The following is a 23904-nucleotide window of genomic DNA, read 5'->3' on the forward strand; positions in this document are numbered from 1 at the left end:
TTTCCCGTGGAAGAAGTGTTTGAAGGTTGCTACTGCCACTTTCCCGGCTGATCGTATAAATGGAACACAAGATCAGCCGCGGAGCTATTACCGGCTCAATTAACAATCCGTTCGACCCTCTAGTGATAATCGCCGACAAAATCTCGCTGGTCTTCCGGCCTGCCGTGATCTTCCGACACTAGGGCCAACCAGGTGACGAGACGAATATCATCCATGCCGATTTCTGGCAGAGGATCCGGCAGAGGTGCGGGTTTCAAGCGAAGCTGTTCAGCTTTGTTCCTTATAGCGATGACCCGTGATTCGTCTGTTGAATAATCAGCACTGTTGAGGATGGTTCGGAGCTCGCGCTGGATTACGTTGCTGTACGGGGTCTGAAGGGCCTGATAAAGGGTCTCTTCCTCGGCGCCTAACACATGCCCATGGGCTCGTACGAATGCAGCGACATCGCGCATGGTCTTAGGAATCTGCGGGGCTGTATTGCGGGGATCGGAGCGGAACAGCCAGTCCTTTAGGATATCTCCTCGGGCTGCCGTCCAAGCGTCATAGACTTTGTTCTGCGCGTTCCCCGACAGGTACTGGGGCTCCTCTGCCGTAGGAGGCATCGTGTAGGACAGAGCGGAAATGGTGTCGCGGACCACCGTCGGATTTCCCTCTGCGTCCCGTTCCACGTCGAAATCTGGGGAGCAGGGTACGTAGCGGAACCAAGGCTGTTCGTGATCACCGATTCGTGCACAGAATACGAACCCGTTCATAGGGGCCTTCATTCCGGTGCCCGAACCCCAAGGCAAGGAAAGCACGTGCTCTTTGACCGCGTCGCTCTGGAAAGCCGTGGACAGGCGCTGACGGAACTCCTCACCGGACAGCCCCCCGAGCCCACCGGACTCGAAGACAAGTGATTCCTCTTGCCGAAGCTGCTCAATGATTTCCCGGGTCTCAGTAATGACATTTTCCGAGCCATCGATTCCAGGCAGCACCTTTCCAACGCCCACGGACGCAGCCTGTTTCAGTTTTCTATGGAGGATCTCCTCAAGATTGAGGAAGGCATCGAGTTGTTCATCCGGGAAGAAACAGTGCATGAAGACTTCGTCGTGCGAGGAACCGATCCGGTCTATACGCCCGTGTCGTTGAACGAGCCTCATCGGGTTCCAAGGCAGATCGTAGTTAATGATGTGCTTGGCCTGCTGCAGGTTCACACCCTCGGCCAAGACATCGGTGCTGACCACCACGTCGTACAGGTCGTCAGCAGCTCCGTTGCACACCGAGTCGGGGGCGAAGTTTGCGATAAGTCTGTCTCGGTGTTGGGGTGCGTCTTTACCGGAGATTCTCACTATGCGATCCCGGAATACATGGAGCTCCCCGGTGTCATTTATTCTTTCCACTAGCTTGTTATAGATGTAGTCAACCGTGTCCGAAAAGTAGGAAAACACGATGACTTTTCGCCGATTGCGCTGGTCTGATGGTGAAACTCCCTGCTCAGCTGATTTTCGAGCGATTGCAGAGAGCTCCTTGACTAAAACCTCAATTTTGTCATCTTTCCCAGCATCTAGGACGACAGCAGACGCGTGGATGGAATTTAGGATGCTCAGATCCTCTTTCACATGAGCGTGAAGGGTTTCATAGCTGTAAAGGGAAACAGGTGAGGCGTCAGCGGTGTCGTCGTCCATGAGATGAGATAAATCGTCGAAGTCACTTGTCGACCACTCCTTCAACGCATCTCCACGTAGCACCCACCCTCGTTCCAGGGCGGCGAGGAAGTGTTCATGCGACTCGATCATTGCCTCGACCGTCTTGCGGAAGGCATGTCCACTGGACTCGAATCGCTTTAGCAGTCCAGATCTTAGGAGGCCAGCATTTTGCGTTTCGTATGTTTCCGAATCGCCTGTCAGTAGGTACTGGGACTGCGTGTATCTGGCCATTCTCAATCGACCGTGGGAGTGGTCGTCTCCAGTATCGTGATTCGGGCCCCCGGCAAGCGCAGTGGTTAGCTGCTCGAATATCCCAGGAACGTCCTCCGCTAGTGCATAGTCGAGCCGATTCACCGTGCAGGTCGGAAAGGTTATCGTTTGCCTGACGCCGTTTACGACGATGTAATCGCCGGCGTAGTGATTCTTGACGAATCGGCGCGTTCTTCGAACGGCGACCTGTTCTAGCACTGTAAATAGGGAATCTGGGTTCAGGTCGTCGGGATCCATTGCGTTGGCGTTCTTGAAGTATTTCGACAGGCTGGGCACACCGTCGGATGCAAAGGCAGCATCGGAGGTCTGAAAGAATGAAATAAGGTTATACAGATCGAACAGGCTGTTGTTTACGGGTGTGGCGGTGAGCATGACTAGGTCTTTGGCTATGTCCCCCGCGAGCAGGGTTTTCATTGCCTCGGATCGCTGTGTCCCAGCAGACCGGAGGTTGTGAGCCTCATCGACGATGACTAGAGCGAACTCGTCGAGACGTTGACGAATGGTCTCGAGCGTCTCGGAGTTTTCGATGTTCCTAATAAGTTCTTCGTACGACATAACTTCCGCAGGAAGATTTTCGCGCAGGAGGAAGGGCTTCCAAGTGGAGTCTCGCAAGGACGCCGGGCAAACAATTAGGACCTTCTGCCGCCTGTTGATGGCTGCTTCGTAGAGAAGCTCACCTGCCACATAGGTCTTACCCAAGCCCACCTCGTCAGCAATAATCACCCCTCCCCTGGAAGCGAGTATTCGCTTGGCTCGCCAGACGCCGTCTGCCTGAAAGCCAGTTAGCCCGAGATTAGACGTTTTACGGTCTACACCTTCTTCTTGGTCGCCATAGAGTTCATACAACATGCGCAAGTGGACTGACCAGGGGCTATGAGGCGACCAAATCTCCTGATAGTGCCGCGCTAAATCGTATTCGCTTGATTCCTCCCATAGATCATCGAACCACTCGACGGACTTTTGCAGAGAGTCGGATTCGTATCTGCCAAGGTTGAGTTCATTGTTTAATGCCAGGCCGGCGTATGTGAAATTGCTCGAACCGGCAACTATTCCCTGGGGATGTCCGCGTTCGCCGCTCTCCGTTGTGGATTCCAGGATGTAAGCTTTTCCATGCAAAAACCCTCGTTCAAAACGGCGCACCTCAACTTTCGCACTGATGAGCCATTGAACTAGGGCTCTTGCATTGGAATGCTCCTCCACAGTGAATCCAAGCAAGTTCCGGTCTTGACTGAGACGCTCTTCGTGCCTAATGACGGCATCCCGGACGTGCTGGGGGATGCCTCGGCGTGACCTTTTTTCCGTTAGCCGTCTTACTCTTGGAGCGACGTCCTCCATCTGCGGTTCGGCTCCGAGTAGAAGCCGAACGCGAGAAGCTGACTTAAGCTCCTCGGCCAGCAGGTTGAAACCAGCAACGTTGAAGTAGGCCGAGGCGATGGAAATTGCTCCCTCGCGTGCCCCCGTGTGGCGGAGACTTGCAAACATGTCCTTTAGACCGTCCGCGACCGTTTCCGAGGTCTCGCGGCTATTGGTAAGGAAGTCCGGTTTTCCGTTCATGCGCGCACTCTCTCCTGTGCTGAAGACCGGTACTGCTCTAGAACTGCGCGGAGTTGATTGGAGTAATCCCAGCCCTTGTGGAAAGTGGCGTAGATGTATTCGACGTCTGCGGCGCTGAGTCCATAGGCCAAGGCGGTCAAGGCCTCGATTCTGTTCGTCATGGCTGTCGACTCCTCAGGAGATATGTGACCTGTCTCGGCGCCGCACGCTGCAGCCCACTCTTGGTATCTGTCGTCAACCGCTGCGAGTCGACCGGAGAGTGTGGCGAGCTCCTTCCACACCGGGTCATCCCTATCGGGGCGGGGTACAGGGCAACTGGAAACGAAGCCGACCTGGACGTTCATTTCCACGAATCTTCGGACGTACCAGTCAAAAATCACCGTGGACATCACGGCCGCCAAGAAAGCTTCGTCCAACTCATCTCCGGCCTTGCGGTAAAGGTAGGGAGCAGCGTTGGTCAGGAAAACATTGGGAGGGACTATGCCCGAACGCATGGTTCTCGTGTCCGTGTTTCGGCCGACACTGCTATATGCAATTCGCGGTCGGAAGCACGGTAGCGTTTCATCGGCGGACAGCTGGGCTGGCGTTAGTCCGTGGAAGGCAGATCGTGCCAGCCTGGCTTGATTCCATCGCTTCTTCTTGAGATGGGCAATTGCTTTCTGGGCATCGGTCTCGCACACGATGTCGCCTGCGTCAGGATTCCAGTATGAGAAACTTGCTCCGGTTAAGGTGGGCCAGTTTGGCCCATGCTCGACGCGCGTGGAGTAAACCGCCCGGTCAGTGCTGACGTCGAACTCTCGCACAGGTTGAAATTGCCACGCCCCTGGCGCTGATAGCGGTGCATGTTCGAGATACTTGGCAATGACTCGCACTCCAGTGCTGCTGGGGAGCACCGGCAGGGCGACGTCCTCATTGGCAAGGATAGCTCTGGCAGATAGCTCTGCACTGCCCGATCTTCCTGCCTTGAACTCGTCAAGGGAATAGAAGGGACCAGCGAGCCGAATGACGCCGGCTAGATCGGGCGTCTTACGGGCGGCTACGAGAGCAAACGTGTACCGGGCCTCTACGTCGTCAAAGACCCATTTCTTATCGTTGCCCAAGGTGACAATGGATGAGAACTCTCCATTGGTGAGTACCTCACGGCGCCACTGGGAGCATCCGCCGACCTGGAGAATACTGCGAGGAAAAACTACTCCCATATATCCGTCTTGGCGCAAGGTCTGCCACATTCTCCATGAGAAGGCCTTGTAAAGGTCGGGATCCCCGGTCCCAAGCTGTGGAAACTGGCCGCACAACAGCACCTTGCGAAGTCTGTGGGCGGAGACCTGTTCTGCTTCATACTCGGCAACGAGGTCCGGACGATCATTCTGCAGCTGGGTTAGCCGGTCCTTGTAGGCCTGGCCCTTCAGTCCCAGGAGCCCTGGGCTATGTTTCTGCCAGAACTTATCGACGGCGACGGTTATTTCTTCCCATGGAGGGTTTCCAATTACGCAGTCCCACCCTGGTCGGTCGCGCATAAACACCTCTGGGAAGGCGAGCGGGAAATGAATCGGGTTGAGCTCGGAAACAAGCTGTTGCGTCGAACCGCTGCGGCCGATGGTTACCGCATCCTCCACAGACATGGGGTAGGCGGCTTCGCCTAGGCGGACTGCGAGAGCGCCGTCCAAAATGGCATTGGCAGATCTTGCCTCGTCGAGGGCGCGTTCGTAGGCCGCCTGTGCTTCATGAACCTCGGCTTTGGTGGCTTCACTCGTTACTCCAATGCGAACTATCGCTTGCCGCGCCGAATGCAAGTCGTCTCTGATCGCGTCGATGATGTAGTCGCTTTGGCCATGCTTTGACGTAATGACCTTCTTCCCCTTTGCCGGGGGGGTGAAGATCTCTGTGAGTTCCTCCAGTGAAGCGATACCTGTGAGGCTGTTCCCGTGAACAAGCGTGTGATTGAGACTAGACATTGGTAAACCCGGGACAAATGTATGGATCCACAGGGCCAGCTTGCCAAGTTCCACGGCCATTTCGTTGACGTCCATCCCGTACAGGCAGTGTCGGGCAATTTGGCGTCGGAGCAGGGCTGTGTTGTCTATTTCCAGGGTGGAAGTGCCCACCGACTTGGCCGCAACTGCGTGCAGGCGCTCCAGTTCCTTGGTTACCGGACCGATTTGGTGCACTGAAAGGAACGACCGGAACCTCGCCTCGATCCGGTCAAGTGCCGCAACAAGGAAGTGTGCAGAACCCATCGTCATGTCTGCGACTCTGAAGTCAAAGAACTTCTTTGCAGCTCCCGCCTCGTTGTTATTCGCTAGGAGTACCTCAACGTCATTGAGATGCCTGTTGATGGCCGGTTCGAGGGAAACGTCCAGAAGATGCTCGACAGCAAAGGCCTTCGTGAAGAACGAACCGGTAGATTTTCGTTTTCCGGACGTGTTGTGGAAGTAAGGCTCACCCGTTTTAACAACGACCGAATCGCGGGGGCCCGCCGGCCTGTAAACGTCATTGACGTCCAGCGTGAGATCGACATCGGCAACAGCTAGGGAAGATTCAAGAAGACCCTCGTAAATTGTGCCGAACTCTCTCACTGACAGGGATCGGAAATCGACAGGTCCGACAGTCCCGTCGGATCCCTTATCGACCAGCAGTGCCTTCAGGACAGGGGTGAGCTGAGAATCGCTTAGTTGCAGTTCCTCGACCACGAGACCCATAGGACTTGTCGTTGAGAACAGCCCTCCGTTGTATGCGGGAATCTCCCACGCGTCGTTGCCGTTGTCGATGCTATCCCAAACCAGGCGTAATCTTTGCCACACGTCTGAATGCTCGGCGCCAATGCCGTCCTCCGTTAACTTCTGCGCCAGTGTCTTTAGGGAGAACTTCGTATACTCATCGTTCTCGCCATGGGGAAGTAACGCACGGTCCTCCGCATATGCCACGAATAGCAATCTGAACAGGATGGTCATCGAGCAGTGGTACGCGCGCTCTACTGCAGCGGTGGAATCTTCATCTGAAAGGGAGCGCAGGACGTCTAGGGTGAGTCTCGGCATCACGTCGTAGTAGATACGCTCTCGCAAACGGACGCCTAGGGCAGCCGCATGCTCGACGGACGCCGCGAGTACCTGTTCGATAGTGCCCGCAGCTGCCAAAGCAGTCGGGGAAAATATCAGTGTAAGGAACCCGGAAAGCTGCGGATCCAAATGCGACGTTTCGAGCTCGAAATAGGTCTCGGTTTGCCCCTTCTTACCGACCCCGGTGTCGGGGCGCGAGGAATGGATACGCAGCCGGGAACCCGAAATGAGAATAAGCCAGGGAATATCGCACTCTGCGGCAAGGGCTAGTCCATGCGCCACGGGTGAGCCGCCCAGCCTGTTTGATCGCCGTTCGAAGCGCTCATCAGTCGTCAGGACAACGGCCAAGGCCCGATCCTCGTTGTCTACCGCAAGTCGTTGGGCGCTCGACCCGTAAGCGGATGTCTTCCAGCCCATCCGGTCCAGAAGCTCCAGACCCTTGTAGCTGAGCAGCTGATCCGACTTCTTGCAGTGCTCTTGCCAATCTCGTCGTCCTGGTACGCCCGACAAGAGTTCCTGAGCGGAGAATAGGCCTCGATTAGTAAGGCCAGGGCTCTCATCGTTAGCCAAGGAAGTAAGTGCTTCCTCTGCCTGTCGCTCAGCAGTAATGGGATTGGGCTCCGTCAGAAAGGCCGTTGCAATCCGCTCGGCGGACGCAAGAGGCATGCGAACCGCAACTGCACTGTCCCTCAGCCCACATAGGGTTGCCATGCCGTTTTCGTGGTCGACGACCAACAGGACAGCATTGGCCCGCTTATTCCACCGTGCGTTCCAAGCTTCCCGGATATCACTGAGCTTTGGCTTTGAGCCGGTGGCGTACGCAACTTCTACGGCGGAAGCTCCTCCCTGACCAACAAAGTAGTAGGTAGGGAGGATGTCTGCGATCCCGGGCTCGGTGGCCCAAGTCCGCTCGTCGAAATCCGCTAGAAAGTCTGTCAATGCTGGTCCTCGTTGTAATTCTCGTCTGGTCGTTTGTCGCTGCCTAGGTAACAGCATGCCCCACTGATGCCGGATTCTGGACCTCCGCGACGGAGTGGCCGGTAACTTTCAGCCCCGGTGGGCACGGTTGAGTATCTCGGGCGGCGCCGGGGGTCTGGCTCAAGAGCTGAACAGGCTGAGCTCTGATGCGCGCCCGAAATACCCGCTGGATCGTGCAGGACTTGGGGCTAGTGCCGGCCGGCCCGTTGGACGCCGACCGGGTTTTTGTGTCGACTTGATCGGAACCGCCAAGGACGGCTTCATTTGGTACCCGCCTCAGCGGCTCCTCGATTCAGGAACTTGTGTCCCTGCCGTTTATCAGCCGGGACATCTCAGGAGCTCTAAATCGATCCGATCGGGATAGGACTGCCGTCCGGGTCCACAGTACCGCGGCCGCGGCGGGGACGTTGTCAGGTCCGTCGGACTGCCCCGGATGAAGAGTCCTGGGCAAGTCTGCCGGGTGGACGACCGCGTTTATCGGCGTACCGGGCGACCCCTTGTTCGCCCGGTACGCCAGCCGGGAACAGCGACATCCAGGAGCTTGATCTTCGCGGGTTCGAGCTCGCCCAAGAGGTGCTTTTGCCTCGGGGCGTGGATCCACACCCCGAGGGTGCGTTCATGGTCTGAGGCGTAGTGGTGGTGGCGGGGCCAGTCGTTGCCGGCGGCGCGGAAGGCCGTAAGCTGGGCGAGCCGGTCCTGCCACCGCGCTACATCCGCTGCTGCCCTGTGGTTCCCAGCCCAGCCGGGGACCCGTGCGAGGCCCTTGCGGTAGACGGGATGGATTGTGCCGTCGACTGCTTCGCGACGTCGGTCCGAGAGCCACCGGGCCATCGACCGTTCCCCCTTGTCCTCGGAGCGGTAACGGGGAAACCGGCCCTCGACCTCAATCCAAGCGATGATCTCCTCCATGCGGGTCAGGCCCGCGGGAGAGGGGCTGGTTCCGGTGCTGGCCGCGGCAAGATGGCCGGCCTCGAGCCCCGGGTCCTGGCGGCGAGCGATGGCCAAGTGGTAACCGACCGTGGCGGGTTCGGCGCGCACCAGCTCAGCGATGCGTTTCCGGCTCAGCCCGAGCCGGTACATCAACACCCATTCCGCGTCAGGAGCGCGCCGCAACTTGCTGTCCATGATGGTGTCATCCTGCCACTGCGTTGGCTTGGAGAGGTCCTCGATGGATGTAAGTCCGAAAATCGCCTGACAGGGGCCGAGCGGTGATGATGACTGTAGGGAGTCGCCAAGGCAGCTGCGTGGGCATATTTATAAAATATAAAGAATATAAGAAATGTAAAACTGTATAAAAGGATGGTTTGTGAGCATCCGGTAAGACCGACCGCCGGCGCCTGGCCCCCACCTATCAGTGGGGCCCAGCTTCATTTTCCGTGCTCGTGAGCTGCGTCTGCCATGGCTACTGAACGCGCGCCATCAGAAATGCAGTATGACCCTGGCCGTCCCTAGCGGTTACATCGACGCCCCTTCCGCGTACGGCGCGGCAGCTGCAACCGCCCGTCCACGACGGGCTCATCCGTCCACGGCGCGGGCTCAAAAAGCTCTCGTGTGGGACGTTCCGATGCTCCTGCCAGCCTCTACCGCGGAAGGGATCCCTTCAACTTCCGCAGGTATTCATCCATCGTGACTTCGCCGCTGACGAATGCATTGATGTTCTCGACCGCCTAGCGGGTAGGCTGCATACCCTCCAGAGCCCAACTGGCCATCACGTCGATGGTGAGCTCGCGTTTCTGCTCAGGTGTCAGGACGCGGTCAGCTTGAACGGGGGCCGCGTCTATCGGCAGTCTGCGCCTGCTGGTGCTCCCTATTGCCACCTCCTCGTCTGGTACTGCTGGTCCTTCAAGCTTATCGACTGAGTTGGGGACCCCTGGACGTCCCGACGGGTACGTGAAGACATTGGTAGCCGTCTGCCCGGAACCGGAACCGGAATCGCTCACGCTAATGGCTGTGGGATTTGCCAGCCCGTCAGGTGTCCACGCGCCCTCGTACTTGCGGCGGTCATCGCAGTTGCTCGCGGCTGCAATCGAAGACATATCCACATGTTGAGGAACCTGTGGAGAACATATGTTCGATAAAGGTCCAAATTCGTTCTAAAATTGAGCCGTGGTCAAGTCAGGCTCTCCGGAGGATATGGAGCGGATGATGGCGCGCCTGGACGCCGACCGGATCCGCCCGATGGACGACAGCTCGCCAATCCGGGACTTCCCCAGGTACGGCCGGCCCTTGGTGTGCGTCAACGGGATTTACGGCAAGGCCGTGGCCTGGTCGCATAGTTACGGTCTGATCGAGTGGCTGGATGTGTCCGGCGAGTATCACCTGAGCTGGGCGCAGTCAGCGAGCATCAAGCGCGTGACGGATGAGGAATAGAAGGGCAGCAGCGGACTTTAGCTGCGATCGAAGAGTCTCAATAAGACCGCATAAGCTATTATCCATTTTTCTGGATATGGCTTTATGCTTACGGATATGGAAAGCGCACTGAACCCGTATTCGCCCGGCTCGGGCCGGCGTCCGGCAGAGCTGGCTGGCAGGCAGGACGAGGTGGACGCGTTCGACCTGCTGATGGCCAAGGCCCGGCAGCGTCGACCGGACCGTGGGATTGTCCTGCACGGGCTCCGGGGTGTCGGGAAGACTGTGCTGTTGAACGAGTTCCGGCGGCAGGCCGAACGTGCGGAATTCATGGTGGTCACCCTTGAAGGCCGGGACGCTGACGGCGGCCCGGATGCCGTCAGGGCGAAGCTGGCGAGGAATCTTCTCCAGGCGGGGCGAAAGCTCAACAACAGGAGCGCCGGAGCGACTTTGAAATCCGCCCTTGGCAGTGTGGCTTCCTTCTCCGCCAAACTGGGGGTTACCGGTATCGATATCGGCGTCGCACTCAACCGCGGCCGAGCGGACTCGGGATCCATCGAGGTTGACCTTGAAGAGCTGGTCGAGGATCTATGCACGGCATTGGCAGAGAAACGGTCTGGCCTGGTCTTTGTGATCGACGAGATGCAGGACCTTGACGCGCCCCTGATCGCGGCGCTACTCAGTGTGCAGCATCTGGCGAACCAACGGGAATGGCCGTTCTACATCGCCGGCGCCGGCCTGCCCAACCTGCCCTCTGTTCTCAGCGAATCCCGCTCTTACGCCGAGCGGCTGTTCAAATACCGGAGCATCGGCCCGCTGCCGCGCCCGGCGGCGGAATCCGCCCTGACTGTCCCCGCCGCGAAATTCGGCGCGTCCTTCGAGCCGGCCGCCAGAGACCTGCTCCTGGACGCTTCCGGCGGCTATCCGTACTTCCTGCAGGAATACGGCTTCGCCGCATGGGAGACCGCACCCGAGAAGGTCATCACCGTCGGCGACGCTCAGGTTGCCGTGGAAATCGGCCGACAGCAGCTTGACCAGGGCTTCTTTCCGTCCCGCTGGGAGCGGGCGTCCAAGGCCGAAAAGTCGTACCTACAGCTCATGGCCCTCGACGGCGACGAGGGGTCCAGCACCGCTGACCTGGCCACCAGGGCGCAAAAGAAGCAAAGCTCGATGACCATGACCCGGTCCTCGCTGATCCGCAAGGGCATTATCTACCCACCGGCGCTCGGTCGGGTGGCGTTCACCGTTCCCGGGATGGCGGACTACATTTCACGATTCAGGGACGCCTGACCGCAACTCCGACTCTCGACCGCTCGAGGAGGCTATCTGGGGTCATTCCCGCGGGTGCCGACCGAGGTCCCAAAGGATGGCTCGAACCTAGTGTCAGGTGTCCCATACTGGAGGCGAGACCATCCTCCCGCGTCACCCGCCGACCGAAGTCTGTCGGCCCAGGTGCGAATACAGGTGGGTCATCGTGCAAACACCGACAAGCTGTTGGCAGCATGTCGGGCCGAGAGTGCGCAGTCGATCCACAACATAATCCCTGTTATCGTGTGCGTCTTGAAATCACCGGACGGTCCGCTCGATCGGCTACAGGTGTCACGATGTCTCCAGGCGGCCTGCCAGCGTTTATGCCGCTTCGGGAACGTCTTGCGTCTCTTCTTCCGTCTTGGACGCCTCCGTTGACAGGCCCATCATCATTAGGTAGTGACCTTCTTGGTTTTGTTCCTTGAAGATTCGGCGGAACACCCTCAGATTCATCTCGGTTGTTGTTGCTGTGGGTGAGTAGTCAAGGTCATCAAATATCGCGTGTGAACCGGCATTTATCCAAGAGAACAAGGCACGACAGATGGTTTGATCCTCCCCCTCAAACTTTTCTATTATCGCGGTGTTGTCTACACCACCGAGCACCTTGAAGTATGTTTCGAGGATCCTGCGCAGAATGTTCTGAAGACTCCCAGCCGATGCGGATGGATCCTGCGATGATTGTTTGACCTCTGCCCACAACGAGGCGTAAGCAGTCTGAATCGGGTTTTTCTTATTCAGGGAAAACTCGCTCGGCTGGTCGCTCCGCTTACGGACAATCCCGTACTGCCATCCGCTGTTCTTTTCGCCTTGGGCCTTGTATGTGACTTCTTTGTGGAAGTATGCGTTGTGCGTCAACAGGATTAGCTGCCGAACTCGGCCCTTGCCGCCGGCGATGTCAGCGACTATGCGCCGAACGAGCGTCGACACGGAGTAGAGCACTTCGCTATCGAGGCTCGAGATGGGATCGTCGATGACTGCGACAAGTTCGTTTCGCTCATTGCTCTCCTGAGGTGTGCCGAGAAGTGACTGTGCGAAGTACAGAAATGTGATGAATGTTTGCTCGCCTTCGCTGAGAGTTTCGGAAGCGATCTCGCCGTTCTCGCGCACCAGCGAGTATCCGTCTTTTACCGCGGTGGATGGCTTCAGCCAAAAGCTGTGGAAGCCGACCGATTTCAAGAGACTGTTGATGGTGGTGATAATCGGTTGGCTGGAGGTGATCTTTGCCTGGAGTTCACGGAGGCGTGCCTCCTTCGCTTGTAGGGTGCTCTCCTGCAATGCGATCTTGGTTTCCAGTCCTTCCTTGCCTTTGACCAAGCTAGGCATGGCACCTTCAAGGTGTGCCACTTCCGTTCCTAGTGTTATATGGGCGAAGCTGATCCAACAGCGGTCAAGGAGAGCCTTTTTTGCGGTTGCTCGGTTCTGCAGACGCTGATTAAACGTTCTTATGGAGGCGTTGGCCTCCACGACGAGGGTATTCACTGCATCCACCTCGGCAGCGGGATACGCGGTCGTCACGATCGCGGACGGCCCGCTCAGTTTGGTCGCGAGTGCCAATGCCATTTGCTCCAGTGCTTGCTCAAGTTCTAGCCGTGCTGCGTGGAAACGCTCGACATTGAGATGATCCGCCACCCTCGGCTGCCCGAGGACGTCGTCAAAGTAGATTTGCCAGGCGTCGACCCAGGATCGGGCGTGCCGCTGCAACCCTTTTAGCTGCTCTATCTGCTGCGCATATCGCCTATCGAAGTAGGCGTCGAGTTGCTCGATGAGGTCGGCTGGAACCCTCTGCTGGCAAAAGGGGCACACGTCCGCTGCCCTGTCTAGATAGTGACGCCCATGCTCTACCCAATCTGCGTTCTGAAGCTGTTGGATCAACGGTGCAAGGTGCACGTCGGTGCTGCCAACAATTGGAGTTGCGAGAAGGAAGAATCCCGGCTCATTTTCGAGACGGATATGTCGTCCAAGGGGAATTTCCGCGATCTGAACGGCTCGCTCATCAAGTACAGCCGTCGCTTCGGTTTCCAAGGCATCGAAATCCTCAGCAGTCGATTTGTTCTCGGTCGCGGCTTGGAGTAGCCGGTTGAGCAGCTTTTCCTTGTTATTGCTGAATCCGACGAACATCTGTTGGAGCCCGGACGGGACTTCAGTGCGCTTGCTCCAAGCAGCGTCTTTTAGCGTGTCCCTAGCAGCTTCGATCTCCGCCTGCTTTTTCGCTAGATCGTCGCGAGACTGTCCGAGTCGCTTTTTCGTGGTGCTTATGATCCCGGAGGGCGTGGTCAGCTCGTCAATCTCAGCTCGTAGATTGCCGTTCGTCTCACCGAGCGTGAACACGCCTGGAAGGTTCGCGGCCTGCTTCAGGGTATTGGTGACGTAGTCACGGTTGTAGACCTTGATGTCGTGCGCGTCCGTTTGCGGACTCCATACGATCTCGGTTCCCGGGAAGCGACCCGGGTCAGCGAATGCCCGGCTGATGGTTGTCTTTCCAGAGCCGTTCGGGCCGAAAATGAACGTGACCGGTGTGAGCGGGCCAATGGTGGTGTCGCCTTCTGAGCCAAATGCGGGGGTGCCCCTCAATTGCAGCGAATTAAGCATCGATGATGCCGCCTGCGGGCAGACACGTCGAGATTTTCACAGTCTCGATGTGGTGTTTCACGATGTGGAGGCCCGTGAAACGTGCATTGTTCCTACCGCCTTCGGAGGCCGCCGAGCCGAGCGGATTGAACTGAACCTGAACTTTCGTGGGCAATGTTTGCTCCTTTCGATCAGATTCTCCACCGGATTTCCATAAATGCCTCGCGACTCACGGAAGAAATGAAGAATTGAATACAGCTGTCATTCGTAGGGTCGGAAGCGGCTTTATCTCGGACTGCACGAACGACCTGCCGGCGACGCCTTGGCGGTGGGCGCTAGTATCCAAAATCCGGATACTAGCGGGTTGTGATGCCCGTCGCCATGCATCGCGACTCCGTCGGTACTTCCTGCCGAGGCCGCGGCTCACAGGACGGCCACCGCGACGACAGCCGCCCCGGCAACTACTGACGACCAGCGAAAGATCTCCTTGGCGATCCGGACCTCGATCTTGTCGGTATTGGTTCGGGCCATCAAGGTGAAGAGTTGACGCACCCCGCTGATAACCGTCTCGTAATTAGCGTTGTTTTCCATGTTCACCGCTCCAATAGTTGGCTGCACTTGTTGGCAGTAGTTGGACTTTACTTCAATTTCCAACTCCTGCACAACTGCGGGCAACAACTGGAGTTGTTGGAGTATGCTTGGGGCATGGATGGAGTCGAACAGAACTTGGCAGAGAGGCCACCGCATGAGGATCCAACGTATTTCGACATGGAGGTTGGTCCAGGCATGTCCACGGATAACCGCCGGTTCGGGGCGTTGTTAGCGAGGCTGCGCGAGCATGGTGGTCTGGCCCGCACGGATGCGGCGGCGACACTTGGAGTGTCCGCTGAGTATTTGCGCCTCATCGAGCTTGGCAGGCGCACCCCCGCCCTCGGGCAGATGCGCGGCTTTCTGGATGCGTACGATGCGGACGGCGCTGTGGGATATCTCCAGCCGGGCGGGGACCGGCCGGACTTGATTCTCATGGATCCGCTCAATGACGAGCCGGTGCTAGTTGAGTTCAAGAGCCGTATTCGCGAAGCGCGGCGCAGTAGGGTTAGTTCTCCGCGCGGCGCAGCGGGGCGGCCGAAAGGTCTCGACTTCTTGAGGTCGGTCCACGAGGCGCCCTCGGCGAGTCGTGCAGCTGACCTGGGGTTCGTGGTATCCCTGTTGGTGCGCGCAGACGACAGGACTGTCCGTGAGGTTCGCGACTGGCTCCAAAACGAACTCGGCGACGGCCTGGACATCGAAGCCTAGATGCGATGCCGTTCGCTTCGTGCGGGTGTGTCAATCTTTCGATATGGCGCGTAGCGGATGATGACCCGAATCGGAGCACTCGTCAGGTACGAAGCGAACGATGAGGCCAGAGGAACTGTTCTTCGCCGCCGTCGACGAGACCCGGGAACTGCTGCCGCTCCAGCAGACCTAAAAACTCATCAGGTCGGCGGGAAAAGCTGTCGGCAGGCAGAGGCACGTCAGCAGAGTTTGCCAATTCTTTGCCAACGAGGCAACCCCAGGCAAAGCAAAAGGCTCTGCTTCCCTTTGTTTACAAGGGAAGCAGAGCCTTTCTCATCAGCGGTGACGGTGGGATTTGAAACCTCTCCTGCCCCTTCCTTGAAATAGGCAATCCCTAGATTTCGGGAAATTTCGTCACTTCACATCACGGTGAATAACTCCTCATGTGGGCAAAGTGTGGGCAAGATGTGGGCGGAATACACGGAAGGACAAGGGGGCGTCGGCTAGTCGTTACCATTTCTTGTCGCGGCGGCGCGCGTCGAAGTCCAAGCGTGGTCCACGTAGTCGTGGCTTTGTCATAGGCTGAGCTCAGGCAACTCCGGAGGAACCATGCGAAAAGTAGACGAGGAAGTCTTCGTCATAACCTATGACGGACCCGCACTTCGCGCAGGACGCATGAACGTCAAGGACCTGGCCCCGGCGCTTCTGGCGCTTGGGGATCTCATCGAGCGGACCCAGGAGCTAACCCAGCCCGAGTCCAACAGGCCAGCGGTCCACATAAGCGCCACCCATGAGGGCTCGTTCATTGTGGACCTGATCATCATGGCTGACGTTCCCAATCTGGTGAAGCAAGCCCTCGAGCTTTTCAACTCGCGCGAGGTAACAGCGGCCTTGAACGCGCATGACATAGTGGCCGCTGTCTCGGGCGCTGTCCTGCTGTTGGTGACCAGCAATCAACGACGCAAAATTAAGAAGCGTGAACAGGGCGCAGCCCCTGGAATGTCCAAAATCACTTTTACCGACGGAACGGTGATTGAGGTTCCAATGATCTCGGAATCTCTCATCCGGGACCTCGACGCCCGGCGTCACCTTAAGGACGTCGTAGAGCCGCTCACTAAGGAGGGGATCACGTCCTTTGTTTTCGATTCCCGGCGATCAAAAGCGACCGTCCAGAACACGGACCTTGATGCTTTCGAGCTCCCACAACTGGAGTCAGAGATCATCAACGAAACGGTCAGCGAGATGGCTATTCAGCCGGTGAGTATCGCGTTCCAGGACAACAACAAATGGAAAGTCAGCGACGGTAGTCGCGTTATGTGGGCCGCTATTGAAGACACCGCGTTCCTCACAAAGGTCGAGAATAACGAAGAACGTTTTGGCAAAGGTGACATTCTCAAGGTCCAGATGAAGACCACGCAGCGCCGCACTCCGGATGGTAACCTCCGCAACGATTACTCGATTGTGGAGGTATTGAGACACATTCCGGCTGGGAGGCAACTTGCGCTCCCGTTTGATGACGTCGTGGAAGAAGAAGCCAGCCCCGCCGTAGAGACTCCTGCTCCGCCGCGAACAGCACTTAGGGCCGTAAATGACGAGGCTTGGATTCGTCATGTGGACGAGGCGCGCAGGGCCGAGCATGAGGGCAATGACTGGACGATAGCTGCTTTGGAGCGCATGCCTCACCCTTCCGAAGACGACGAAGACGAGCCCGACGATAACGGCAGATCCTAAGCCTGAGGTCTGTCCTCGCCGCGATCATCAAGGTCGCTGCCACTGACCGAGTAATCCTCTGAGTCAATACCAAGGTCCTTCCGCGCCACTTGAATAAACGCCTCCGCAAGTTTCTTGCTCTCGGAAATGAAAGCCAGCAGTCTGTCCTCATCACGCTTGAGCGAGCCGAAGAGGTATTCCTGGGCAGCGTTACTCGTACACTCACTTAGGGCCGTTGCACTTTTGCGCACGTTGCCAGGTGCCACAATGTCCAAAGTGCCCTGTGCGGTCCCAAAAGCCTTGACCACGTCCTCCCGTGAACCTTCACCGGCCCAGTCGGCTGTCAAGGCGTACACCAAGACGCCCTGCATATCCGCGAAATGTTGGTAGGCCTCCATCCTCTGGTCGCGAAGCCACTTTTCGTGCTCGTGTCTTTTAGCGGTCCAGTTGCTATAGATACCGAAGCCTCCAGCCACGAAAGCGCCGCCAAGTGCGCTGCCGACCAGTGGGGGCAGGAATGTACTCAAGTCAGTCACTTGGTCATGCTACTGGTCAGCAGCTATCCGTTGTCCCCGCGGCTTGAGCCGGCGTCTTGAATCGCAGGCCTATTCAACAAAGCGGTAGGACGTCCACAATTCCTAGACGGGTAGCCCCCCTCGGGCGCGACCCCCTCCAGTCCCCGGGGGGAGATGGATCACTGCCGGCAACAGGGGGCCGCCCCACTTCTTCCAGCGATTCAGACGCCCCTACCCGCCCAGGTGCCTGCTTAGCCACGTCAGTACCCGGAGGACGGCGCATGCTGAGACTTTGGTCGCTTTCCCGGCCTTGGTCCTGTCTGCCACGCGCTTGCTGTAGACGGTGCCGGGACCGCCCACAGGCAGATCAGCACGCTGAAGACGGCCAGCTGCTCAGGCGGCACGATTCCTTGGACTTTCTGCCACGCGCCAGGAAGGGCGAGGATGACCGCCGCAGCGCACCGCCTCATCGCCAGGTGTGCCAGGACGACGAGCCATTTGAGAAGCTCGGTGAGTAGCTCGGACATGGCTTATTACCTTCTTTCGTAGGAGGCGGACGTGCCCGCCTCGGCCCCTGGGTTCCCAGTGGTCCAACCACCTACATGCGAAGATTTGGCAACCACGGCCGGAGGCGCGCAAGAATGAAGCCCGGTCTCCCGTAGGGAAGGCCGGGCTTCATGCGTGGGCGCTGGGGGCATCATCGCCGGAATGGGTGGCTCCGCTCCCATCCATCCCGTACCAACGCCGTCGGCGTGATGCCGTAGACCTCCAGGCTTGTCATGGCCTTACGGATGGAGGTCAGCGCGTCCGTGGCGAACGCTTGGACAATGATCCCGGACGTGTTGAGCAGGCCGGTCAGGTTTTCCCCAGTTCCGTCGCCGTGTATGACCTGGTTTTCCAGTGCCGAGTAAAGGCCGGCTTCCATCTCCGTGCGCAGGAAGTCCTGAAGGTTGGCATGGTCCGCGAAGTACCGCTCCGGGACCGGCTCCGAAAGGTGGGCGATAACCCGAACCCGGTCCTCAACTTCGGCCAGCGAGTACACCGACGTCGGTTTGAGCGTCCCGTCCGCGACGGGGGCCGCGTTGTTGGTCCGGACTGTCTGCCGCAGGAAGCTGAAGCTGTTGCCGGTGCCGTATCCTCCGGTGAGGCCCTTGGCCGGGATCAGTTCCAGGAGGGACCGCGGAGCCTCGGACATGGTGATGATGTCGGTCTCGATGGGGGCCGGCACGCCAATGCTGCCCGTAATGAGCGACTTCTGCCCGTCAATTTCCGTTGTCATGGTCTTTGCCATGCGGTCCGCGGCTGCCTTGGCCCAGGACCCCCGTCCGCGCCCGCCGGAACGGTGACCATCGGCGGAGACGTTGACCGGTTCCCCGATTTCGGCCGCCAGCGTTTTTACTTGCGCACGAATCTCGTCGTCAGACTTCGCGCGTTTGAATTCCTCAAGGGCTTCACGCCCCTTGGTCATGTGCCGGTCGTAGGCCGCCTTTTCCTCTGCCGTGAGATTGCGGCCGGCAGCGGTAGCCTTTTCCGCAATCGTTCGTGCGTCTTGTGCAGCTGCGGTAGCGATTCCGCGCCACATTTCCATACGTTGTGTGCTCATGGGATTGCCCTCCAGGGCAGGAAGGTACGCCGAAACTAGGCGCACTCAAGTGGATGAGGGGACACCGGGCGGGCTCCTACGGACGGCGTCCCGGCTCAAGAGGCCCTCAGACTTACGCTTCCGCGTCATCCTTAACCCTTTACCGGTGCCGCTGGTGGGCACACATTCCACGGCGGGACCTATAGACGGGCGGTCTGACCCGGAAGATTCCGGTATGACCGTTGGCCGTATCCCTCACGCTGCGCATCCATCGTCCGGAAGGCCCTCAAACTTAGGCCGCTATACCCCTCATCCTTAACCTGCCGGTGGTGCATCGCTTGCGCTGACGCAAGATTAACGTGGTCAACGACCACTAACAAGTAACACGCCCGCCCCCGTTTAGAGGGTGAAGATGTCCGACCGGCAGGGCATGATAAGGCTATGGCCCCCAAGCTCACCCCGCACCAGGTGTTGCGGAAACGCATTTTGTCCGTTCTTGCATCAGCAGCGTCCGGATCACTTGGCGCAACTGAGGCCAAGAACCGCGTGAACGACATTTACGGGCACTTGTGGACAGCCGGGGACAAAGAGAGCTTCCCGTCCCGACCGGCCGAGACCAAATGGTGGTCCCGCCTCGGCACTGAGCACGCGCGGATGTCCGAGGACGAACTTCTCGAAAAGCACACCGGCGAAGACGTCTGGACTCTTAGCCCGCAAGGATGGGCCGCGGCCAGCGCACTGACTCTGGACGGATACGACCGGCAACAGGAACTCGAGCGCCGGCAAGAGATGTGGCAAGCACTCTTGAACAACGGCGGACCGACAAACGTCGAACGCGGCCTGCTGAATACACTGGGAATCTTCGAGGGACAGCCAGGATTCTGTGTTCCAGCAATGACCAGGACACCAGCAACACCCGATGGCGTTGCCGTCTCCTTCCTGAACACAGGCAAGCACTACGACGACGAAGTGACCCCAACAGGGGCCATCTACCATTACCCAAAGACCGCCCGCAAGGGACGACACGACGAATCCGAAGTCAACGCGGCCAAAGCCGCCTTCGCTCTCGGCCTTCCAGTATTTTTCATCACCACCGGATCACCCCAGAGCACCCGCACGGTCCACCGGGGCTACATCGAGGACATGGACGACACCCAGAAGGTTCTGCTAATAACCTTCACTGATGGAGAACTGCCCCCGCCGCCGACGAAAGAAGAATTGGAGGCCGCCTTCCAACTCACCGACGACGAAACACCTGAAACCTACAGCTTGCGCAAGAACCGTCCCAACCAGGTCCGGTTCGCGTTCGATGTCTACAAGCGATACGGAAGCGAATGCGCGGTCTGCGGCCTGGCAGTGACAGGCCTCGTCCAGGCCGCCCACCTAGTGCCAAAAAAGGACGGCGGCAGCGATGATGCGCGCAATGGCTTGCCCCTTTGCGCGAATCACCACCTCGCCTTCGACCGCAAGTACTGGTGCGTCGACACCGACCTGAATCTCCATGCCAAGGCCGACGGGCCGGCACTGGACGACCTGGCCATCATCCGTGCCGACCTGTCCCACCTACTGCGACTACCCCACGACGACGCCCTGGCGAAGGTCTGGACGGACTGGATGGCGAAACAACCAGGAACTGCCTAGCCTTCTACCACTGCCGCCTGGGTGAGACGGTCTAGGATTACCTGCCCTTACCGGGCACGAGCGTGTGCAGCAGCGACGCGGCGAGGCTGCACGCCGCATGTGCAAGCTCTGTCGGGTCCTCCGTCTCGGTCAGCATGACACGGGCGTCCTAGCCAGCGCCCAATGAAAGCGCCCGTGTTACCGCGATAGCTTCGAGCCGTGCGGTCGTTTCCTTGCTCATGTTCTAAACCTTTCCGTTTTTGGTTGCTTCGGCGTTTTCGCCAATTGGTATGTTGTCCGACGGGGATGGGGCGGCCCGCGCCCCGAACGAGCCGTGCTTGGACGTGGCACAACTGAGTCAAAAGCAGGTGATTCACTTGTGCCAACACAGGCCACAGCCGAAGAGCTCATCGATCGATCCACCAGGACGCCCGCCCGTCCCTGGACCGGACAAGGTGCAGGTGGCTCTTGCACTTGAGACATGGCATGGCACACCCGTCGACGTCAGGCAGCCACCCGTTTTCGCATCGGTGTGGCTCCGGCTCCAAGGGCAGCAAGGACAGGCCGAGGTCCTGCCGTCGGTCAGCTTCCTGTTTCATCGCCCGTCCCTACGGGCCTGGAGCGTCTTGAGCACGGCCACCGGATGGCTGCCACTGCGGAGCATTCCTGTGGCTGTGGACTCCTCATAGCCCTGGAAGGACCCCACCCATTCCGCCCTTGGGGCTGCGTCGTATCGAGGCGGGGGAGCGACGTGCGGACGTGGACGATCTCATGGCGCTGGCTTTGGTGCTCAGAGCTTCACCGTTAGCCCTCTTGCTTCCACACGGTAATCAGGGGGACGCATCCTCAGAGTTTGGCAACGGCGAAGTCCGCAACGACGAGTTGTGGCAGTGGGCGATCGGTGAGAGACCTCTGGACGACGACGACACCCGGCGGTTCCAGGCCGCGTCTTTGCCGGCGTGGCTTGAAGTCCGCAGCCTCACCATGAGCATTGGCCGGGGAGCGGTGCCGATAGGGGAGTTCGACCAGTGGTGGAACACCAAAACCGGGGACAGCCGTGGCGACAGTTGAGAGGTATCAAACGAAGGCTGGTCCTCGTTACCGGGTCCGTTATCGGAAACCTGACCGAACTCAAACGGACAAGCGAGGCTTCAAGACCAAGCGCGGCGCTGAGCTCTTCCTGGCCTCTGTGGAGGTTTCCAAGGCTCGCGGTGAGTTTGTAGATGCTACCGCCGCTAGAGTCACAATTTGGGCCGCTAGGAGCGGAATGGCTGGGGCGGCAAACCCACCTGAAACCGTCCGCTTACCGACCCGTTGAATCAGCCTGGCGGAACCACGTGCTGCCAGCGTGGGGCCATGTCTCCGTGGCAGACGTGCGTAAAACTGCGGTGCAGCAATGGGTCTCCGAATTGTCCCAGGGCGATCCTGCGGCGACACCAGAGCGTAAGCCTACGGAGGCCACGCTGGTTATTCGCTCCTACGGCGTGCTTACCGCGATCCTTGACGACGCCGTGAGTGATCGTCGAACCATGAGCAACCCCGCTCGCGGCGTCAGCCTGCCGAGCAAAGTGAAGAAACCCCACGTGTACCTGAGCCATGAGCAAGTGCATGCCTTGGCAGCTGCGAGTAAGTACCCAGCACTCGTGTTGGTGTTGGCCTACTGCGGTCTCCGGTGGGGCGAGGTGACGGGCCTGCGGGTGAAGCATCTGGACATGCTGCGGCGGCGGTTCCTGATCGAAGAAAACGCCGTACAAGTTGGTTCGGCACTCCTAAGAATCACAAGAAGCGGACGGTGCCCTTCCCACGGTTCCTCGGAGAACAGCTGGCGCGGCAGTGCGAGGGTAAAGACCGGGACGATCTCGTATTTCCTGGAGAGAACGGGCATCACCTGCGGCTGGCGAGGGTGCACGAGGACAATATGAGCTGGTTTGCCGGTGCTGTGAAGCGCGCTGGCGTCCCGCGCATCACCCCGCACGACCTGAGGCATTCGGCGGCCAGCTTCGCCGTGTCTGCCGGCGCAAACGTCAAAGCAGTGCAGAAGATGCTGGGCCACAGTTCCGCTGCCATGACGCTAGACGTTTACGCGGACCTGTTCGACGGGGACCTGGACGCCGTTTCGGACGCGCTGGATCACGCTGTCTCTATTGCGAGTCTGGGCAAGATGTGGGCAATCCACTCATTTGAGCAATGAGAAAGGCCCTGCTTCCCTTATGAACAAAGGAAAGCAGGGCCTCTCTACGTGGCGGTGACGGTGGGATTTGAACCCATGTTGCCGAGAGTGGACGAAGCCCGGAACGACAGATACCGATACCGCGCATCGCCGCGACCCACCAGCCGGTCCAGTGCCTCGACTGCCTCAAAGTCCGCGGCGCCCGTGTCCGTGGACAGCCACTCGAAGAGGAGCCCGGCCTCGTAGCTGGACCGCACAGTCGATCCGACAGCGAGATCCAGCTGGTCCCGGAGGAGCTGCACGGCCAGGGTCCCCGAGCGGCTGAGCAGCGAAGCCCGATACGCCCCCAGCGTGTCAGCCACGTGCCCTTCATGCAGCAGCCACAGCACCCGCCCCGAACCAGACCGGCCAACAAGGCCCGCCGTGAACCAGTAAGTGTTCGACTCCACCGTGTATCGCCCAGCATGGACCGACCGGAACATCTCCGTCCAGATGGCCTGCGGAGTGCCCGCATCGCCATACAGCTCGTAGGCCAGTTCCTCGGCGGACCATCCCTGGCTGCGCGAATCTAGCAGAGCCAGGATTTCCGCCCGGCGCAGTGTCAGTGGCACCCGGCTGCCGTCAGCAAGCACTGCGGCAGGCTTGTCCCCGAGCAGCTCCAAGGACTCGACGGTCGCGACCGGCCGGCGGACGGCCTGCCGGGACGCCCGACCGGGAGACAATCCACCCAAGGGCGTCCCGCCGTCGGGCGCTCCCAACGGCGCCTCCGCCACCCGGACCGCGCAGCGCACCATCCGCAGCGTGACCGCGCTGATGGTGTCCAGCGGTCCGGAGACGTCGAGCACGCCCAGCAGCTCACCCGTGGCCGAGTCCGTGATGGGCGCCGCCGTGCAGGCCCACTCATGGTGGGTGCGGACCAGGTGCTCGGCGGAGAACAGCTGCACCGGCCGGCCTGTGACCAGCGCCTCGCTGATGGCGTTGGTGCCGATGCCTGCCTCGGACCAGTCGGCGCCTTCGGAGAACTCCAGCCGGTCCGCGCGCCGCAGCTCCTCCGGGCTGCCTACCCGCCACAGGATCTCGCCGCGGGCGTCGGTCAGCACCAGCAGGTGCCGGCCGGAACTGGAATCGTCGGCCAGCAGGTCGTGGAGGGCCGGCATGACCTGTTGGAGGCGGTGCTCCCGCCGCAGCTCTAGGACGTCAGAGACCTCGTGCAGGTGCCGCGGGCTGTGCTGGTCCGGGCTGATGCCCAGGGCCATGGAACGGC

At 59.2% G+C, this 23904-nt stretch carries 15 protein-coding genes and 1 pseudogene; 8 read left to right on the forward strand and 8 right to left on the reverse strand.

Going from position 1 to position 23904, the window contains the following annotated elements; genetic code table 11:
- Nucleotides 1-119: 119 nt before the first annotated feature.
- The 3 genes from ASF72_RS16130 to ASF72_RS16140 all read right to left on the reverse strand — a co-directional run bounded on the left by ASF72_RS16130 (nt 120) and on the right by ASF72_RS16140 (nt 8668).
- Nucleotides 120-3509: a helicase-related protein gene (locus ASF72_RS16130; RefSeq protein ID WP_082484354.1), complete on the reverse strand. Its 3390-nt coding sequence runs from the start codon at nt 3507-3509 to the stop codon at nt 120-122.
- On the reverse strand, nt 3506-7504 hold the full coding sequence (locus ASF72_RS16135) for an Eco57I restriction-modification methylase domain-containing protein (protein ID WP_056600535.1): 3999 nt from the start codon (nt 7502-7504) through the stop codon (nt 3506-3508). The genes ASF72_RS16130 and ASF72_RS16135 overlap by 4 nt, the downstream gene beginning before the upstream one ends.
- A 513-nt stretch (nt 7505-8017) precedes the next feature.
- Entirely contained in the window at nt 8018-8668 is a 651-nt protein-coding gene (locus ASF72_RS16140) for a helicase associated domain-containing protein (protein WP_056600537.1), read from the reverse strand.
- Between the two features lie 981 nt (nt 8669-9649).
- Between ASF72_RS16140 and ASF72_RS16145 the strand changes: the two genes are divergently transcribed.
- Together ASF72_RS16145 and ASF72_RS16150 are read left to right on the forward strand one after the other, a co-directional pair.
- On the forward strand, nt 9650-9913 hold the full coding sequence (locus tag ASF72_RS16145; RefSeq protein WP_157371020.1) for a hypothetical protein: 264 nt from the start codon (nt 9650-9652) through the stop codon (nt 9911-9913).
- A 96-nt stretch (nt 9914-10009) separates the two neighbouring features.
- Nucleotides 10010-11182, forward strand: a complete 1173-nt coding sequence (locus tag ASF72_RS16150; protein ID WP_056600647.1) for an ATP-binding protein — start codon at nt 10010-10012, stop codon at nt 11180-11182.
- Between the two features lie 339 nt (nt 11183-11521).
- Here ASF72_RS16150 and ASF72_RS16155 read toward each other — a convergent pair whose 3' ends face one another.
- On the reverse strand, nt 11522-13789 hold the full coding sequence (locus ASF72_RS16155; RefSeq protein ID WP_056600540.1) for an AAA family ATPase: 2268 nt from the start codon (nt 13787-13789) through the stop codon (nt 11522-11524).
- A gap of 402 nt (nt 13790-14191) precedes the next feature.
- A complete protein-coding gene (locus ASF72_RS20415) occupies nt 14192-14422 on the reverse strand; it encodes a hypothetical protein (RefSeq protein ID WP_157371021.1) in 231 nt (76 codons plus the stop codon).
- Between the two features lie 51 nt (nt 14423-14473).
- On the opposite strand from ASF72_RS20415, the gene ASF72_RS16165 reads away from it, so the two are divergent.
- Nucleotides 14474-15064, forward strand: a complete 591-nt coding sequence (locus ASF72_RS16165) for a helix-turn-helix domain-containing protein (RefSeq protein ID WP_082484356.1) — start codon at nt 14474-14476, stop codon at nt 15062-15064.
- A 588-nt stretch (nt 15065-15652) separates the two neighbouring features.
- The gene (locus ASF72_RS16170; protein ID WP_157371022.1) at nt 15653-16774 is read left to right on the forward strand and encodes a hypothetical protein; all 1122 of its coding nucleotides are present in this window, start codon (nt 15653-15655) and stop codon (nt 16772-16774) included.
- Here ASF72_RS16170 and ASF72_RS16175 read toward each other — a convergent pair.
- Together ASF72_RS16175 and ASF72_RS16185 are read right to left on the reverse strand one after the other, a co-directional pair.
- On the reverse strand, nt 16771-17289 hold the full coding sequence (locus tag ASF72_RS16175) for a glycerol-3-phosphate dehydrogenase/oxidase (RefSeq protein WP_056600548.1): 519 nt from the start codon (nt 17287-17289) through the stop codon (nt 16771-16773). The genes ASF72_RS16170 and ASF72_RS16175 overlap by 4 nt on opposite strands.
- 676 nt (nt 17290-17965) lie before the next feature.
- Entirely contained in the window at nt 17966-18871 is a 906-nt protein-coding gene (locus tag ASF72_RS16185) for a phage major capsid protein (protein ID WP_082484359.1), read from the reverse strand.
- A 420-nt stretch (nt 18872-19291) separates the two neighbouring features.
- Between ASF72_RS16185 and ASF72_RS16190 the strand changes: the two genes are divergently transcribed.
- From ASF72_RS16190 to ASF72_RS21100, 4 genes and pseudogenes are all read left to right on the forward strand, one after another.
- Complete coding sequence (locus ASF72_RS16190) at nt 19292-20491, forward strand: HNH endonuclease (RefSeq protein WP_056600554.1); 1200 nt, start codon at nt 19292-19294, stop codon at nt 20489-20491.
- A gap of 738 nt (nt 20492-21229) precedes the next feature.
- On the forward strand, nt 21230-21541 hold the full coding sequence (locus tag ASF72_RS16195) for a hypothetical protein (RefSeq protein ID WP_157371023.1): 312 nt from the start codon (nt 21230-21232) through the stop codon (nt 21539-21541).
- A gap of 152 nt (nt 21542-21693) precedes the next feature.
- A pseudogene (locus tag ASF72_RS21285) lies at nt 21694-21822 on the forward strand (hypothetical protein); the annotation flags it as partial.
- A gap of 320 nt (nt 21823-22142) precedes the next feature.
- Nucleotides 22143-22661, forward strand: a complete 519-nt coding sequence (locus tag ASF72_RS21100) for a tyrosine-type recombinase/integrase (protein WP_268760282.1) — start codon at nt 22143-22145, stop codon at nt 22659-22661.
- Between the two features lie 44 nt (nt 22662-22705).
- On the opposite strand, the gene ASF72_RS16205 is transcribed toward ASF72_RS21100, so the two are convergent.
- Nucleotides 22706-23896 carry a GAF domain-containing protein gene (locus ASF72_RS16205; protein ID WP_235504750.1) on the reverse strand — a complete coding sequence of 397 codons (1191 nt, stop codon included), beginning with the start codon at nt 23894-23896 and terminating at the stop codon, nt 22706-22708.
- Nucleotides 23897-23904 lie beyond the last annotated feature (8 nt).

The organism is Arthrobacter sp. Leaf141, assembly GCF_001424565.1.
In the GTDB taxonomy this organism is placed as follows: Bacteria; Actinomycetota; Actinomycetes; order Actinomycetales; family Micrococcaceae; genus Arthrobacter.

What these genes read in the sequence shown, in the direction of transcription:
- ASF72_RS16130 (WP_082484354.1), bottom strand. Translation starts at nt 3,509, where the DNA reads ATGAACGGAAAACCGGACTTCCTTACCAATAGCCGCGAGACCTCGGAA.
- ASF72_RS16190 (WP_056600554.1), top strand. Translation starts at nt 19,292, where the DNA reads ATGGCCCCCAAGCTCACCCCGCACCAGGTGTTGCGGAAACGCATTTTG.
- ASF72_RS16205 (WP_235504750.1), bottom strand. Translation starts at nt 23,896, where the DNA reads ATGGCCCTGGGCATCAGCCCGGACCAGCACAGCCCGCGGCACCTGCAC.
- ASF72_RS16185 (WP_082484359.1), bottom strand. Translation starts at nt 18,871, where the DNA reads ATGAGCACACAACGTATGGAAATGTGGCGCGGAATCGCTACCGCAGCT.
- ASF72_RS16170 (WP_157371022.1), top strand. Translation starts at nt 15,653, where the DNA reads ATGCGAAAAGTAGACGAGGAAGTCTTCGTCATAACCTATGACGGACCC.
- ASF72_RS16165 (WP_082484356.1), top strand. Translation starts at nt 14,474, where the DNA reads ATGGATGGAGTCGAACAGAACTTGGCAGAGAGGCCACCGCATGAGGAT.
- ASF72_RS16140 (WP_056600537.1), bottom strand. Translation starts at nt 8,668, where the DNA reads ATGGACAGCAAGTTGCGGCGCGCTCCTGACGCGGAATGGGTGTTGATG.
- ASF72_RS16155 (WP_056600540.1), bottom strand. Translation starts at nt 13,789, where the DNA reads ATGCTTAATTCGCTGCAATTGAGGGGCACCCCCGCATTTGGCTCAGAA.
- ASF72_RS16150 (WP_056600647.1), top strand. Translation starts at nt 10,010, where the DNA reads ATGGAAAGCGCACTGAACCCGTATTCGCCCGGCTCGGGCCGGCGTCCG.